Origin of the sequence: Actinomadura formosensis NBRC 14204, assembly GCF_001552155.1 — a bacterium.
Taxonomy (GTDB): Bacteria; Actinomycetota; Actinomycetes; order Streptosporangiales; family Streptosporangiaceae; genus Spirillospora; species Spirillospora formosensis.
Window position 1 is genome coordinate 1 of record NZ_BCQQ01000155.1, and the last position, 14,229, is coordinate 14,229.

Annotated in this window: 17 protein-coding genes and 1 pseudogene; 13 read left to right on the top strand and 5 right to left on the bottom strand. The window is 73.8% G+C overall.

The genetic code is table 11. The annotated features are described in order from the left end of the window. The 3 genes from AF1_RS28680 to AF1_RS28690 form a co-directional block, all read right to left on the bottom strand. On the bottom strand, positions 1-324 hold a 324-nt coding region (locus AF1_RS28680; protein WP_217999854.1), incomplete at its 3' end, for a hypothetical protein. A gap of 70 nt (positions 325-394) precedes the next feature. Then, entirely contained in the window at positions 395-1,225 is an 831-nt protein-coding gene (locus tag AF1_RS28685) for an ABC transporter permease (protein WP_067806215.1), read from the bottom strand. Further along, entirely contained in the window at positions 1,222-2,208 is a 987-nt protein-coding gene (locus AF1_RS28690) for an ATP-binding cassette domain-containing protein (protein ID WP_242609044.1), read from the bottom strand. The genes AF1_RS28685 and AF1_RS28690 overlap by 4 nt, the downstream gene beginning before the upstream one ends. Before the next feature lie 97 nt (positions 2,209-2,305). Between AF1_RS28690 and AF1_RS28695 the strand changes: the two genes are divergently transcribed. The 5 genes from AF1_RS28695 (at position 2,306) to AF1_RS35715 (ending at position 5,885) form a co-directional block, all read left to right on the top strand. Further along, positions 2,306-3,073 (top strand): TetR/AcrR family transcriptional regulator, encoded by a 768-nt coding sequence (locus AF1_RS28695; RefSeq protein WP_067806218.1) that lies wholly within the window; start codon positions 2,306-2,308, stop codon positions 3,071-3,073. Between the two features lie 40 nt (positions 3,074-3,113). Then, positions 3,114-3,572 carry a helix-turn-helix domain-containing protein gene (locus AF1_RS28700; protein WP_067806221.1) on the top strand — a complete coding sequence of 153 codons (459 nt, stop codon included), beginning with the start codon at positions 3,114-3,116 and terminating at the stop codon, positions 3,570-3,572. Further along, on the top strand, positions 3,565-3,933 hold the full coding sequence (locus AF1_RS28705; protein WP_067806224.1) for a DUF4180 domain-containing protein: 369 nt from the start codon (positions 3,565-3,567) through the stop codon (positions 3,931-3,933). The genes AF1_RS28700 and AF1_RS28705 overlap by 8 nt, the downstream gene beginning before the upstream one ends. A gap of 570 nt (positions 3,934-4,503) precedes the next feature. Beyond that, positions 4,504-5,472: an alpha/beta hydrolase gene (locus tag AF1_RS28710; protein ID WP_067806228.1), complete on the top strand. Its 969-nt coding sequence runs from the start codon at positions 4,504-4,506 to the stop codon at positions 5,470-5,472. 119 nt (positions 5,473-5,591) lie between these two features. Next, entirely contained in the window at positions 5,592-5,885 is a 294-nt protein-coding gene (locus tag AF1_RS35715) for a hypothetical protein (protein ID WP_067806233.1), read from the top strand. A gap of 6 nt (positions 5,886-5,891) precedes the next feature. Here AF1_RS35715 and AF1_RS28720 read toward each other — a convergent pair whose 3' ends face one another. Both AF1_RS28720 and AF1_RS28725 read right to left on the bottom strand, forming a co-directional pair. After that, positions 5,892-7,538: a DUF885 domain-containing protein gene (locus tag AF1_RS28720; protein WP_067806237.1), complete on the bottom strand. Its 1,647-nt coding sequence runs from the start codon at positions 7,536-7,538 to the stop codon at positions 5,892-5,894. Between the two features lie 72 nt (positions 7,539-7,610). Further along, positions 7,611-8,242 (bottom strand): annotated as a pseudogene (locus AF1_RS28725) (LysE family translocator). A 6-nt stretch (positions 8,243-8,248) separates the two neighbouring features. Here AF1_RS28725 and AF1_RS34900 point away from each other — a divergent pair. The 8 genes from AF1_RS34900 to AF1_RS28765 all read left to right on the top strand — a co-directional run. Next, a complete protein-coding gene (locus AF1_RS34900) occupies positions 8,249-8,506 on the top strand; it encodes a hypothetical protein (protein ID WP_067806239.1) in 258 nt (85 codons plus the stop codon). Positions 8,507-9,279: 773 nt separating this feature from the next. Next, positions 9,280-10,296, top strand: coding sequence for an AAA family ATPase (locus AF1_RS28735; RefSeq protein WP_067806246.1), 1,017 nt, complete (start codon positions 9,280-9,282; stop codon positions 10,294-10,296). Beyond that, a complete protein-coding gene (locus AF1_RS28740; protein WP_084263435.1) occupies positions 10,293-11,321 on the top strand; it encodes a DUF58 domain-containing protein in 1,029 nt (342 codons plus the stop codon). Before AF1_RS28735 ends, AF1_RS28740 begins: the two co-directional genes overlap by 4 nt. Next, the gene (locus AF1_RS28745; protein ID WP_067806249.1) at positions 11,318-12,265 is read left to right on the top strand and encodes a VWA domain-containing protein; all 948 of its coding nucleotides are present in this window, start codon (positions 11,318-11,320) and stop codon (positions 12,263-12,265) included. The genes AF1_RS28740 and AF1_RS28745 overlap by 4 nt, the downstream gene beginning before the upstream one ends. Positions 12,266-12,323: 58 nt before the next feature. Beyond that, positions 12,324-12,938: a class I SAM-dependent methyltransferase gene (locus AF1_RS28750; protein WP_067806252.1), complete on the top strand. Its 615-nt coding sequence runs from the start codon at positions 12,324-12,326 to the stop codon at positions 12,936-12,938. After that, entirely contained in the window at positions 12,935-13,486 is a 552-nt protein-coding gene (locus AF1_RS28755; protein WP_067806255.1) for a TrmH family RNA methyltransferase, read from the top strand. The genes AF1_RS28750 and AF1_RS28755 overlap by 4 nt, the downstream gene beginning before the upstream one ends. Before the next feature lie 121 nt (positions 13,487-13,607). Continuing rightward, entirely contained in the window at positions 13,608-13,946 is a 339-nt protein-coding gene (locus AF1_RS28760) for a TraR/DksA family transcriptional regulator (protein WP_067806258.1), read from the top strand. Next, the coding region (locus tag AF1_RS28765) for a hypothetical protein (RefSeq protein ID WP_217999855.1) at positions 13,943-14,229 on the top strand (287 nt) is incomplete at its 3' end. The genes AF1_RS28760 and AF1_RS28765, both read left to right, overlap by 4 nt.

Below are 14,229 nucleotides of genomic sequence, written 5' to 3' on the forward strand. Positions count from 1 at the left end.
GGCGGCGCGGGCCTCGGTGACGGCACGCTCGGCGGCGGCGCTCGCGGCCCGGACGGCGGCGTCCCGCGCGGCCTGCTCGATCACCCGCATGGCGGGTGTGCCCGACAGCTGCTCCAGGACGCGGGCCGCGGCGAGCGCGGCGGCGTCACGGGCGGTGTCGCGCACCGGTTCCCCGGCCTGCGCGGCCAGCCGCGCGGCGGTCGCGGCGGCCGGCGCCAGCCCGTCCCAGATCTCCTCCAGCCGCTCGGCGGCGGCCCGGTCGGCCCGCTCCACGAGCCCGCCGTCGCGCCGCTCCCTGTCGTCCCGGTCCCTGTCGTCGTCCACGGTCACGCCTCTCATCGCGATCCGCCCCCCAAATCACCATAACTTCCGAGCGCCCCCGCTGGTTCCGTCGCTAGCGGCCGCGTGTCCGGTAGGTGCGCACCGACAGCGGGACGAAGATCGCCAGCAGCACCACCGCCCAGCCGAGGGTGGCGGCGACGGGGTGCGCGACGGGCCACGCCAGATCCCCGGTGCGGGACGCGGCGGGCGCACCGGGGTTGCCGAACAGGCCGCGGCAGGCGGCGGTGAGGGCGCTGACGGGGTTCCAGTCGGCGATGACCTGCAGGACCTTCGGCATGCCGCCGGTGGGGACGAAGGAGTTGGACAGCATCGTGACCGGGAACACCAGTGGCATCAGCTGGTCGGCGGTCTGCTCGTTCTTCACCACGAGCCCGAGGTAGCAGCCGGCCCAGCTGAGCGCGTACCGCATCAGCGCCAGCAGCGCGAACGCCTCGGCGGTGGGCCCGATCCCGCGGTGGGCGCGCCATCCGACCAGCAGCCCGGCCGCCGCCATGACGGCCATGCCGAGGACGCCGTTGAGGATCTCGGCGCCGGTCTGCCCGAACGGGACGGCCGAGCGGGCCATCGGCATGGAGCGGAACCGGTCCATGACGCCGCGGGAGGCGTCGGTGGCGACCCGCATGGTGACGGCCATGGTGGCGGTGAAGGTGACCATGGCGAACAGGCCGGGCATCAGGTATTCGCGGTAGTCGCCGCCGCCGGGGACGGAGATCGCGCTGCCGAACACGTACCCGAACAGCACGACCATGACGGCGGGGAAGATCAGCGCGGCGATGAGCTCGCCGGGTTCGCGGCGGACGCGCGACAGTTCGCGTCCGATGAGGGTGAGGCCGTCGGCGAGGGCCCAGCGCAGCCGTCCGGCGTGGGCGGTGAGGGCGGTCATCGGGCGGTCTCCTTCTCGCGCTCGCCGGCCTGGTCGCCCGCCTGGTCTCCGGCGGGGCCGGCGGTGAGGCGCAGGAACACCTCGTCGAGGGTGGGGCGGCGCAGTCCGGCGTCGGCGGCGGTGATGCCGGCGCGGTCGAGTTCGCGGACGACGTCGGCGAGCCGGACGGCGCCGGCGGGCAGCGGGACCGACAGCCGGGCGCCGTCCAGGGCGGGGTGGGCCCCGGCGAGGGCGTACAGGACGCCGGCGGCGGCACCGGCGTCGGCGGGGTCGCCGAGGACGACGTCGAGGCGGTCGCCGATGGATGCCTTCAGCCGGTCGGGGGTGCCGGTGGCGATGACGCGGCCGTGGTCGACGACGGCGATGTCGTCGGCGAGGTGGTCGGCCTCGTCCAGGTACTGGGTGGTAAGCAGGACGGTGGTGCCGTCGGCGACCAGGTCGCGGACGGCGTCCCAGATCTCGCCGCGGCTGCGGGGGTCCAGGCCGGTGGTGGGCTCGTCCAGGAACAGCACCTGGGGGCGCAGGATCAGGCTGGCGATCAGGTCGAGGCGGCGCCGCATCCCGCCGGAGTAGCCGCTCACCTGCCGGTCGGCGGCGTCCATCAGCCCGAACCGTTCCAGCAGTTCGTCGGCGCGGCGGCGGGCGTCGCGTCCGGACAGGTGGTGGAGGCGGCCGAACATGCGCAGGTTGCCGCGTCCGGTGAGCTTCTCGTCGACGGCGGCGTGCTGGCCGGCCAGCCCGATGCGGGCGCGGACCCGGTCGGGGTGGCGGGCGATGTCGTGGCCGGCGATGCGGGCGTGCCCGGAGTCGGCGTCGGCCAGGGTCGCCAGGATGCGCACGGCGGTGGTCTTGCCGGCGCCGTTGGGGCCGAGCACGCCGCAGACGGTCCCGGCGGGGACGGCGAGGTCGAGGCCGTCCAGGGCCTGGGTGGTGCCGTAGCGCTTGCGTAGCGCCTCGGCCACCACGATCGGTTCGTTCGTCACTCCGCCTCCTCTGGGTACAGCGTACGCATCTACGATAGACAACCGGGTACGGCGTACGCAACTAGGATGCTCACAACGACGGCGAGCAGGAGGTTCGGTGACCGGCGGCGAGCGGCACGTCAGCATCTGGTCGATGCCCGAGCGGCAGGGCCGGGGGCCGCGCCCCGCCTACAGCCGCGCCCAGATCACCGAGGCGGCGATCCGCATCGCCGACGCCGAGGGGCTGGAGGCCGCCTCCATGCGCCGCATCGCGGCCGACCTCGGCACGGGCGCGATGTCGCTGTACCGCTACGTCCCGTCCCGCGACGACCTGATCGAGCTGATGATCGACCATGTGCTGCTGGAAATGGACATCCCCGACCGTCCCACCGGGGACTGGCGCGCCGACCTGACGCTGATCGCCGAGAACACCCGGGCGGCGTGGCGGCGGCATCCGTGGCTGGTGGGCCTGTACCGCCCGCGCGCCACGCTCGGCCCGAACCGGCTGCGGCTGCTGGAGTTCGCGTTCGGCGCCCTGGACGTCGGTGTCCCCATCGACGAGATGCTCACCCTGCTGGACATGCTGAACGGCTACGTCGAGCGCGTCGTGCGCGGTGAGATCGAGTGGATGCGGGAGATGCGGCAGAGCGGGATGACCCCGGAACGCTGGATGACGCAGAACGCCCCCTACGTCCGCGAACTGCTGGACACCGGCCGGTACCCGATGTTCGAGCGGATCGTGAGGGACGCGCGGCTGCCCCACATGGACCCCGAGGAGCAGTTCCGCTACGGGCTGGACCGCGTCCTGGACTGCATCGCCGGCGCCCTGCCCCCGCCGCCGTCAGCGCCCCGGCACACCCGGCGAGAGCATCGCGAAGGGTCGTAAAGTTCCCTATCGCTCCTTATTTCAGCTAGGTTAGGGAGTGATGGAGGAGAAAATGTACTCGGTCGAGGAGGTGGCCGGGCTGCTGGGTCTGCATGTGCGGACGGTGCGCGGCTACATCCGGGACGGCCGGCTCAAGGCGGTGCGGATCGGCAAGCAGTACCGGGTGGCGCGCGCCGACCTGGAGGCGCTGACCGGGCGGCCCGCACCCGCGCCCGGCTCGGTGGAGGTGTCGAGCATCGTCCAGATCGAGGGGGTCGGGCGGGACGCGGCGGGCCGGCTGGCCACGCTCGTGCAGGCCGGCGCCGGCACTGGCGCCGGCGATCCCGGGCGGGCGCTGCGCCTGCAGGTCGTCCACGACGAGGAACGCAACCGGATGAAGATCGTGATCCTGGGCGGCGCCGCGGCCACCGCCGATGTGCTGCACATGCTCGACGCGGTGATCAGCGGCGAGAACGGGCTGCTGGACGGGCGGCCGGACGGGGAGGACGACGATGGCTGACCTGGTGCAGGAGCGGGCGGGGATGACGGTGCTGGTGTGCGCCCCGGACGGCCCGCCGATCAGCACCGTGGACGATGCGCTGGAACTGATCGGCGCGTCGTTCCTGGGCGCGGAGGTCGTGGCGGTGCCCGCGGCGCGGCTGGACGAGCAGTTCTTCTCGCTGGGCACCCGGCTCGCCGGGGAGATCATGCAGAAGTTCGTCACCTACCGGCTGCGGCTGGCGATCGTCGGCGACATCGGGCGGTGGACGGCGGCCAGCCCGGCGCTGGCCGCCCTGGTGCGGGAGTCGAACACCGCCGACCACGTGTGGTTCGTCCCCGACCTGCACGCCCTGGACGCCCGGCTGCGCGAGATCGCCTGACCCTGCCCGGCTGACCCTGCCCGGCCGGGCCGGGTGTCCCGTCCCCAGGGTGACAGCGGGGACGGGACCAGAGACGCCGGTGGGAGTCGAACCCACATCCGCCGGGGGCGTCCGCGTGATCACAGCGTGCCCCGCGGCCGCGCGGCGCCGCAACGGGTTTTCCCCTGGAGGGGCTGCCGCCGCGCGGTTCCCCGGGGTCCGCGCGGTTCCCGAGGGTCAGGGACATCGGGAGGCCCTGGACGGTCACGGGCACGCGGCGGCGCAGGCCGTGCTCTCGCAGGCCGTGCCCGCGGCACGGCGGCCGGGTGACGCGCAGGTCGCGCATCACCGGGCGGCGCGGGCGCTGCGGCCCGCGGGAAAGGTCAGGCGGCAGCGCGTACCCGGCGGTCCAGGACGGGGCGGCGCTCACGCAGCCGGATGTAGGCGGCGGCGGAGACGACCACCCGCGCCGCGCCGATCAGCGAACCCATGCGCGTGATCGTAGAGCGGCCGCCCCCGCGGGCCCAACGGGTTTTCCCGGGCCGGGTTCTCCGGGCGGGAACAAGGCCCCGGCGACGTAGGCTCGGGGACGTGAGGGGCCGCGACCCGCAATACCTGGCGTTCCTGCGGCGCCGCCTCGCCGAACCCGCCGAGCCGGGCGGGACGGTCCAGGACGCGCGCCGCGCGCACGCCGCCGACCTCGCCCGCTCCCCCCGCGTGCCCGCCGGCACCGTCCGGGACCTGGTCATGGACGGGGCGGCGGGGCCGCTGCCCGCCCGGCTGTACCGGCCCGCCACCGACGGGCCGGCGCCCGCACTGGTCTACTTCCACGGCGGCGGCTGGGTGCTCGGCGACGTCGACTCCTACGACCCTGTCGTGCGGGCACTCACCGCCGCCAGCGGCGTCGCGTGGGTGTCGGTCGGGTACCGGCGCCCGCCCGAGGACCCCTTCCCCGCCGCGCTGGACGACGCCGTCGCCACCGTCCGCTGGACCGTCCGGGGCGCCGCCCCGCTGGGCCTGGACGCCACCCGGATCGGGGTCGCCGGCGACAGCGCGGGCGGGCAGCTCGCCGCCGCGGCGGCCGGGCTCCTGCGCCGGCCGGGACCCGCCCGGCCCACCCTGCAGGTCCTGCTGTACCCGGCGCTCGACCTGCGGGACGTCCCGCCGCCCCCACCCGACCCCGACGGGCTGCCGATACCGCACTCCGGGATGCGGTCCGGGATGCGCCGCGCCCTGGCCGCCTACCTGCGCGGCACCGACCGCACCCGCCCCGACGTCTCCCCGCTGCTGGACCCCGACCCCTCCGGACTGCCCCCCGCGATCATCGCGACCGCCGAATACGACCGGCTGCGCCCCCAGGCCGAACGGCACGCCGCCCGCCTGCGCGCCGCCGGCGTCCCCGTCACCCTCATCACCGGGACGGGCCTGGACCACGGTTTCCTCGGCTGGGGCACATTCGCGCGCCGCCCCGCCGAGGCGATCGCGGAGATCGGCGGCGCCGTCCACCGCGCCCTCACCGGCGTTCCGGCCGCCCCCAACCCCGCACAGTCTCGACCTTAAAGACTCTTGCCCCTGCCGTTTAACCACTTTGACGTGGGAAATCCCAAAGAGGCGAGCCTTTACCGGAATCCGCCAACGAATCACCGGGAGGGGTCACCGTCGTACACAGGACGCACGAGATGCAGCTGATCCGGACCGCGGAGTCCGGGCACGAGGAATGGGCGTGCCCCACCTGCGGCCGCCGCATACTCCTGCACTGGCCGCCCGACTACACCAAGCAGGTCCTCACGCCCGGCGACGAGACCGCCTGCCATCTCGCCCGCAGCCCCGACGGCCCGCCCCCCGGCCCCTCCTCCGCCGTCACCGACACCGCCACCGCCGCCCTTGCGGTGGGCCGCCGGCTCCGCGAAACCGGCATCGACACGCTCCGCAGCCCCGCCCGGCCCCGCCTCAACCCCTCCGAACCCGTCTGACCCCTGTCAGGTGCGGGCCAGTTCAGCACGCAGCAGATCCAGGCCCATCGGCCCCAACTCCAGCGCCCGCCGATGGAACTCCTTCAGATCGAACACCGCACCCGCACGGCGCCGCGCCGCGTCCCGCGCCTCCAGCCACACCTTCTCCCCCAGCTTGTAGGCGATCGCCTGCCCCGGACGCCCCAGATACCGGTCGATCTCGAACGCCACCATCGAATCGGGATCCGGGCCCTTCCTCGACCGCAGGAACTCCACCCCCAACTCCGGCGTCCACCGCTCCCCCTCATGGAACCCCGTCCCCTCCGGGATCGGCAGCTCCAGATGCATCCCGATGTCCAGCACCACCCGCGCCGCCCGGAACCGCTGCCCGCCCACCAGCATCCCCAGCCGGTGCGCCGGATCCCGGTAATACCCCAGCTCCCCCATCAGCCGCTCGGCGTACAACCCCCACCCCTCGCAATACCCGGGATGCAGCTCGCTCGACAGCCGGTGGAACCGGTCCAGCCGCCGATTCAGCGTCGTCATCCCCAACTGCAGATGATGACCCGGCACCCCCTCGTGGAACATCGTCGTCGGCACCGTCCACGTCACGACCTCCGCGTCCGGACCGTCCACCGTCCACCACACCGTCCCCGGACGCGACAGGTCCTCCGCCGGCGCCAGGTAGTAGACCCCCGACTCCACCGTCGGAATCCGGCACTCGATCCGCCGCAACGGCTCCGGAATGTCGAAATGCACCCCGTCCAGCTCCGCGATCGCCCGATCCGCCAGCTCCTGAATCCACCCCCGGAACGCCTCCGCGCCCGTGATCCGGTGCGCCGGGTCGGCGTCCAAAGCCGCCATCACCGCCGGCAGCGGCTCACCCGGCAGGATCTCGGCCGCCGCCTCGGCCATCTCCGCCTCGATCCGCGCCAGCTCCTCCCAGCCCCACGCGTACGTCTCCGCCAAGTCCAGCTCGGTGCCGAGGAACTCCCGCACCCCCAGCCGGTACCGGTCCGCGCCCAGCGCATCCCGCTCCGGCGCCCGCGGCGCCAGCACCCCCGTCAGGAACGACGCGAACTCCCCCAGCGCCGCCCCCGCCGCCCGCGCCGCCTCCACCAGCCCGTCCCGCAGCGGCCCGTCCCCGTACCGGGACGCCAAACCCGCCAGATAACCCGGGAACTCCGCACACTCCCGCGCACTCCGCAGCACCTGCCGCCGCGCCGAACCCCGCCCCGCCCCCGACGCCCGCTCCAGCGACACCCGCAGCCCCGCCAGCGCGCCCGGCAGCGCCCGCAGCCGCGCCCACACCGCCTCCCAGTCGGTCCCCGCCCCCTGATCCAGCAGCTCGAACGCCATCCGCAGCCGCTGAACCGGCCCGTCGGTGGTGTCCAGGAACCCCTCGTGCACCCCCGCCTCGTCCAGCGCCCGCTCCACCTCCAGCCGCTCCCGCAGCACCGCCGCCGCGACCCGCCCCGCATCACCCTCCACCGGCGTACGGTCCAGCTCCGCCAGCGTCCGCCGCGTCAGATCCGCGCGGGCCGCCGCCCCGTCCGGGCCGTAGTCGGTCAGCCGCGCATCCTGCCCCGCGATCCCCATCAACGCCGCCAGGCACGGATCCAGCATGGCGAGCTCGTCGGCGTACCGGTCGGTCAGATCATCCAGAGCGGTCATCGCCCCAGGCTACGACCACCACCCCCAAAAATCGATCATGAAAATGTGACAAAACACCCACCCACTCGTCCGTCAACGCGCCTCCGCCGCCAACCGCACACCCAACCCCACCAGCACCACACCCGACACCTGATCCAGCCGCCGCCGCACCACCGGACGCCCCAGCAACCGCCGCGCCGCCCCCACCGACCACACCACCGCCGTGTACCAGGCCAAGTCGATCAACGCCCACAGCACCGAGAACCCCACCAGCACCCACCCCACCGGCCACCCCTGCGGCACGAACTGCGGAAGAAACGACACCGCGAACACCCCCGCCTTCGGATTGGCGAAATTCGTCACCAGCCCCAACCGGAAACACCGCCACCCCGACGACACCGCACCCCCCACCTCCGGCACCACCCCACCCGGCCGGCCACCACGCCGCGCCTGCCACAGCGCCCGCACCCCGAACCACACCAACACCACCGCACCCGCCACCCGCAACCCCTCATGCGCCACCCGCGACGCCGCCAGCAGCGCCGACAGCCCCACCGCCGCCGCCACCCCCACACCAGCACACCCGCCTCGTTCCCCAGCACCGTCGCCAGCCCCGCACGCCGCCCCGACCGCATCGACTGACGCATGATCACCACCGTGCTCGGCCCCGGCGCCATCGCGATCAGCACCGCCGCACCCGCAAACGCGAGCAGACTCTCCACCATCCCCCCATGATCACCGCCCCCACCCCGCCGGACAACACCGCTCCCCCCGCCTCACCCGCGACCACTCACAACGGCGCACCATCACCCCCGCCACTGCCACCCGACGGCGACGGCGCCGGAGACGGCGACCCCGGACGCGACGGCGACGTCGGCGCACCCGACGGCGACGGCCGCGGCGACGTCGGCACCGGCGACTGCGACGGCGCCCGGAACGACGGCGCCGGCTCCGGCGGCTCCGGCGCCGGCTCCCGCACCACCGGCTGACACGCGAACAACACCCCCATCAGCAACGCCAGCACCAGCAGCGCCCCCGCCAACGCCACCACCGCCGCCACCAGATTCCGCTCCGGCGGACGCTCCCCCACCACACCCGCCGGCGGCCCCTCCAACGCCGGCTCCCCCGACCCCAGCCAATACGGCTGGAACTGCGGGCCACGCCGCCGACCACCCCACCAGCCCCGATCCGCCCCCCGCAACACCACCGGCTCCAAAAACCGCTCCGCCCCCACCCGGTCCGCCTCGTACACCGTCGCCACCCACGGCGCCGGACCATCCGGCTGCGCCGCCACCACCGGCGCCGCACCCCCCGCACCCTCATCCCGCCCCCGCACGGCACCCGGCACCCCGCCCCGCGCGGGCACCGCCGCATTGATCGCCGCACGGAACCGATCCCGCGCCGCCGCATCCCCCGCAGCACCACGGTTCAACACCGCCACACTCACCCGCCGGCCCTCACCGTCCACCCCCAGGAACACGATCCCGGCGGCGGACTCCGACAAGCGCGCCGACAAACGAAACGGCCCCAGATGAACAGGATCACCCGGCGGCAACGGCCTCGACATGGCCGCCACACTAACAACCACGCCCCACCACCGGGCCGAGGACAGCCCCACCACCCCTGGACGATCACCCTTGAACCGATCAGCCCCCGAGCGCACGTATCACGAACGAACGGGTACAGGTGATCGGTAGGGTCTTAAGGCGCCCACCGGCACACGACGGACAGGCACACCAGGGACAGCGAGGGGACTGCCACCATGACCATCGCCGCCACGGATGTCGACGACGCCGCCGCACTCCTGCAAAACACCCTCACCGAAGTCAAAAAAGTCATCGTCGGCCAAGACCACATGGTCGAACGCATGATCGTCGCACTCCTCGCCCGCGGCCACTGCCTCATCGAAGGCGTCCCCGGCGTCGCCAAGACCCTCGCCGTCGGCACCCTCGCCCAAGTCGTCGGCGGCACCTTCGCCCGCCTCCAGTTCACCCCCGACCTCGTCCCCTCCGACATCGTCGGCACCCGCATCTACCACCCCTCCACCGAACAATTCGACGTCGAACTCGGCCCCGTCTTCGTCAACTTCGTCCTCGCCGACGAAATCAACCGCGCCCCCGCCAAAGTCCAGTCCGCCCTCCTGGAGGTCATGGCCGAACGCCAGGTCTCCCTCGGCGGCAACACCTACCCCCTCCCCAAACCCTTCATCGTCCTCGCCACCCAGAACCCCATCGAATCCGAAGGCGTCTACCCCCTCCCCGAAGCCCAGCGCGACCGCTTCCTCATGAAAATCGACGTCCGCCACCCCGCCGCCCACGAAGAACTCCAGATCCTCCAGCGGATGAGCGTCGACCCACCCGAAGCCGCCCAACTCCTCGACACCGACCACCTCGCCGGACTCCAACGCGCCGCCGAAGAGGTCTCCGTCCACGAACTCATCGCCGACTACATCGTCCGCCTCGTCATGGCCACCCGCGAACCCGAGCAGTACCGCCTGCCCGACCTGCGCGGCGTCATCGAAATCGGCGCCAGCCCCCGCGCCACCCTCGGCCTCGTCGCCGCCGCCCGCGCCCTCGCCCTGCTGTCCGGACGCGACTACGTCCTGCCCGACGACGTCCACGCCGTCGCCCGCGACGTCATGGCCCACCGCCTCGTCCTCACCTTCGACTCCCTCGCCGACGGCATCGACCCCGCCGACGTCATCACCCAGATCCTCACCGCCGTCCCCCCACCCCGCGTCGTCTGGAACCACGGAGCGGCGGCGGTGACCACCGCATGAACACCGGGCGCACCACGGGCCGGCGCCGGCGCGACGGCAAACTCGCCCACCTCGCCCCCGAACGCACCCTGCGCCGCCTCGAACTCCAGGTCACCCGCCGCCTCGACGGCCTGCTCAACGGCGAACACCTCGGCCTGCTCCCCGGCCCCGGCACCGAACTCGCCGAAGCCCGCCTCTACCAGCCCGGCGAAGACGACGTCCGCCACATGGACTGGGCCGTCACCGCCCGCACCACCACCCCCCACGTCCGCGACCTCGTCGCCGACCACGAACTCGAAGCCTGGGCCCTCGTCGACCTCACCCCCAGCATGGACTTCGGCACCGGCACCATGATCAAACGCGACCTCGCCGTCGCCGCCCTCGCCGCCGTCGGCTTCCTCACCGTCCGCCTCGGCGACCGCGCCGGCGCCTACCTCCTGCACACCGACGGGATGCGCCGCTGGCCCGCCCGCACCGGCAAAGCCGCCCTCCACGCCCTCCTGCAGACCGTCCTGGACGCCCAGTCCGCCCACGACACCCGCAACGGCCGGGCCCGCACCGTCCCCACCGCACCCCGCGACCTCGCCGCCGCCATCACCGCCCTCGACCGCGGCCAGACCCGCCGCGGCCTGCGCGTCATCATCTCCGACTTCCTCACCCCCGACGGCGACGACCCCGGCCAAGGCCCCCACGGCCGGCCCGGCTGGGAACGCCCCCTGCGCCGCCTCGCCGCCCGCCACCAGGTCCTCGCCATCGAGATCATCGACCCCCGCGAACTCGACCTCCCCGACGTCGGACTCGTCGAGATGGCCGACCCCGAGACCGGAACCGTCCACGAGATCGTGCTCAGCCGCCGCGTCCGCGAACGGTACGCCGCCGCAGCCGCCGCCCAGCGCGAGCGCACCCGCACCGCCCTGCGCCGCTGCGGCGCCCACCACCTCGTCCTGCGCACCGACCGCGACTGGATCACCGACGTCGCACGCTTCGCCCTCCGCCAGCGCCGCGCCGCAGGCCGGCCCGTCACCACCGCGGGAGTGCGCCCATGACCTTCCTGTCACCCGAACGCCTCTGGCTGCTCGGCCTCCTGCCGCTGCTGGCCGCCGGCTACCTGCTCGCGCAGCTGCGCCGCGGCCGGTACGCCGTCCGCTTCACCAACCTCGCGCTGCTGTCCCAGGTCGCCCCACGGCGGCCCGGCTGGCGCCGGCACGTCGCCGCCGCCCTGTTCCTCATCATGATCATCCTGATGATGATCGGGTTCGCGCGGCCCGCCAGCTCCGTCAAGGTCCCCCGCGACCGCGCCACCATCATGGTCGCCGTCGACGTGTCGCTGTCGATGATGGCCCGCGACGTCTCCCCCAGCCGCCTCGACGCCGCCAAGGCCGCCGCCAAGAAGTTCATCGGCGACCTGCCCGGACGCTTCAACGTCGGCGTCGTCGCGTTCGCCGGCAGCGCCAACCTCGTCGCGGCGCCGTCCGCCGACCGGGAGGCCGCCATCGCCTCCCTCGACCAGCTCGTCCTCGCCAAGCGCACCGCCATCGGCGAAGCCGTCTTCACCTCCCTGCAGGCCGTCCGGTCCTTCGACGCCGAGGCCCGGCAGGACCCGCCGCCCGCCCACATCGTTCTGCTGTCCGACGGGGACAACACCACCGGGCGGTCCGTCCAGGAGGCCATCGACGCCAGCCGCGTCGCCCACATCCCCGTCTCCACCATCGCGTTCGGCACCCCGTACGGCACCGTCGACATCGAGGGCGAGACCACCAGCGTCTCGGTCAACAAGGAGACGCTGAAGACCCTCGCCGACAGCACCGAGGGCAGGGCCTACGAGGCCGCCGACGCCGGCCAGCTCCGCGACGTGTACACCAACATCGGCAGTTCCCTCGGCTTCAAGACCGAGCACCGCGACGTCGCCGCCCGCTACATCGGCCTCGCGCTGCTGTTCGCCCTCGGCGCCGGCGGCGTCTCCCTCGCCTGGTTCTCCCGCCTGCCCTGATCCGGGCCCGCCCTGACCGCGCCCGTCCAAGCCGCGGGCACTGATAGCGTCGGCGGACGTGGGGGATCACTACTTCGCCGAGCGGCCCGAGGCCGCCAGCCGGCGCCGCACCGTCGACCTCGTCCTGCCCGACCTGCACCTGCGGCTCGAAACCGACAGCGGCGTGTTCTCCCCCGACCGCATCGACCCCGGCACCCGCGTCCTGCTGGAGACCGTCCCCCCGCCGCCGCAGGAGGGGAACCTGCTCGACCTCGGCTGCGGATACGGCCCCATCGCCCTCACCCTGGCGAAGCGTTCGCCGTCGGCGACGGTTTGGGGTGCTGATGTGAACCGGCGTGCGTTGGAAAACGCTGAGAGCAACGCCAAAGCCGCCGGCCTTGACAATGTAAGGTTCAGCTTGGCGGACGAGATCGACCCCGCGCTGCGGTTCACCGCGATCTGGTCGAACCCGCCGATCCGCATCGGCAAGGCCGCCCTGCACGACCTCCTCCTCACCTGGCTCCCCCGCCTCACCCCGGGCGGGCTCGCCCACCTCGTCGTCCAGAAGCACCTCGGCTCCGATTCCCTCCAGCGGTGGCTGACCGCCCAGGGCTTCCCCACCGAGCGGATCGCCTCCCGGTCCGCCTACCGCGTCCTGCGCGTCTCGTCCCGCACGGAAGGCCCCACCCGATGAGCACCCACGACCACACCCAGGGCCGCCGGCAACTGCGCCCCACCGACGTCAAACGCCTCAACCGCGACTGGCGCCGCCGCACCGGCGCCCGCCTCGGCCTGCTCGTCGAGTCCGTCACCCAGCCGTTCAACATGGGTTCGATCATCCGCAGCGCCGCCGTGTTCGGCGTCGAGCACCTCTGGCTCGCCGGCAACGCCACTCCCCCCACCCACCGGGGCGTCGCCAAGACCGCCCTCGGCACCGACCGGCTCGTCCCCTGGGAACACGCCGGAACACCCGCCGAGGCGGCCGCCGCCATCCGCAAGGAGGGCCTGCGCCTGGTCGCCGTCGAGCTCACCGCCGACGCCGTCCCCCTGCACGAGGCGCCGCTGGACGGCGACGTCTGCCTCGCCGTCGGCGGCGAGGACCACGGCTGCTCCCCCGCCCTGCTCGCCGCCGCCGACGCCGTCACCTACATCCCCCAGATCGGGCGCGTCGGCTCGCTGAACGTCGCCGTCGCCACCGCCATCGCCCTCGCCGAGGCCCGCCGCCGCGAATGGAGCGGCTGACCCGCCTGCACCCTCACGCCCCCCGCAAATGGGTGCCACACCCCATGGCAGGCCGTGCCCGCTTGTCCCATGGTGGAGGTTCGCCACGTATTTTCCCGGCGACCGAAGGGAGCCCATCGCGATGACGGTCAACAGCGTGGTCAACGGCGTGCCCGGAGGGTACCCGCCCGGCGGCGCGGCGGCCCGGCAGGCCCGCGAACTGCTGGAGCAGGAGCGCCGGACCCGCATCGCAGAGCTGGCCCTCCTCGACGCCGAGGCCACCGGCGCACCCGACGAGGCCGCCCTCGCCCGCCGCGGCACCCTCCAGGGCAACGTGGAGGAGATCGACGCCGCCCTCATCCGCCTCGACGACGGCACCTACGGCCTGTGCGGGGACTGCCGCAAGCCCATCCCCGAAGGCCGCCTGGAGATCATCCCGTACGCGCGCCGCTGCGTCGGATGCCAGCAACGGCGACGGTGACCACCGCACCGCCGGCGGCCCCGGACGGCCCGCGCGCCGCCCTCGACCTCGGCAGCAGCCGCATCCGCGCGACCCTGCCCGCCCTGGAGGTGATCGTCGACCGCCCGTCCGCGGTCGACGATCACCTCCGGGGCACCGCCGGGCGCCGCCGCGCCGGCGCGGGCCCGGCCCGCCCCATCGAGCACGGCATGGTGACCGACGCCGCGGCCTGCACCCGGCTGGCCCGGCTGACACTGCTGGCGGCCGGCGCCGGCGCCGGCGCCGGCGTGCGGCCCCGGCAGGT

Excerpts from the sequence above, each read along its gene's own strand:
- AF1_RS28685 (WP_067806215.1), bottom strand. The coding sequence starts at position 1,225 with ATGACCGCCCTCACCGCCCACGCCGGACGGCTGCGCTGGGCCCTCGCC.
- AF1_RS28700 (WP_067806221.1), top strand. The coding sequence starts at position 3,114 with ATGGAGGAGAAAATGTACTCGGTCGAGGAGGTGGCCGGGCTGCTGGGT.
- AF1_RS28705 (WP_067806224.1), top strand. The coding sequence starts at position 3,565 with ATGGCTGACCTGGTGCAGGAGCGGGCGGGGATGACGGTGCTGGTGTGC.
- AF1_RS35715 (WP_067806233.1), top strand. The coding sequence starts at position 5,592 with ATGCAGCTGATCCGGACCGCGGAGTCCGGGCACGAGGAATGGGCGTGC.
- AF1_RS28720 (WP_067806237.1), bottom strand. The coding sequence starts at position 7,538 with ATGACCGCTCTGGATGATCTGACCGACCGGTACGCCGACGAGCTCGCC.
- AF1_RS34900 (WP_067806239.1), top strand. The coding sequence starts at position 8,249 with ATGATCACCGCCCCCACCCCGCCGGACAACACCGCTCCCCCCGCCTCA.
- AF1_RS28735 (WP_067806246.1), top strand. The coding sequence starts at position 9,280 with ATGACCATCGCCGCCACGGATGTCGACGACGCCGCCGCACTCCTGCAA.
- AF1_RS28740 (WP_084263435.1), top strand. The coding sequence starts at position 10,293 with ATGAACACCGGGCGCACCACGGGCCGGCGCCGGCGCGACGGCAAACTC.
- AF1_RS28745 (WP_067806249.1), top strand. The coding sequence starts at position 11,318 with ATGACCTTCCTGTCACCCGAACGCCTCTGGCTGCTCGGCCTCCTGCCG.
- AF1_RS28755 (WP_067806255.1), top strand. The coding sequence starts at position 12,935 with ATGAGCACCCACGACCACACCCAGGGCCGCCGGCAACTGCGCCCCACC.
- AF1_RS28760 (WP_067806258.1), top strand. The coding sequence starts at position 13,608 with ATGACGGTCAACAGCGTGGTCAACGGCGTGCCCGGAGGGTACCCGCCC.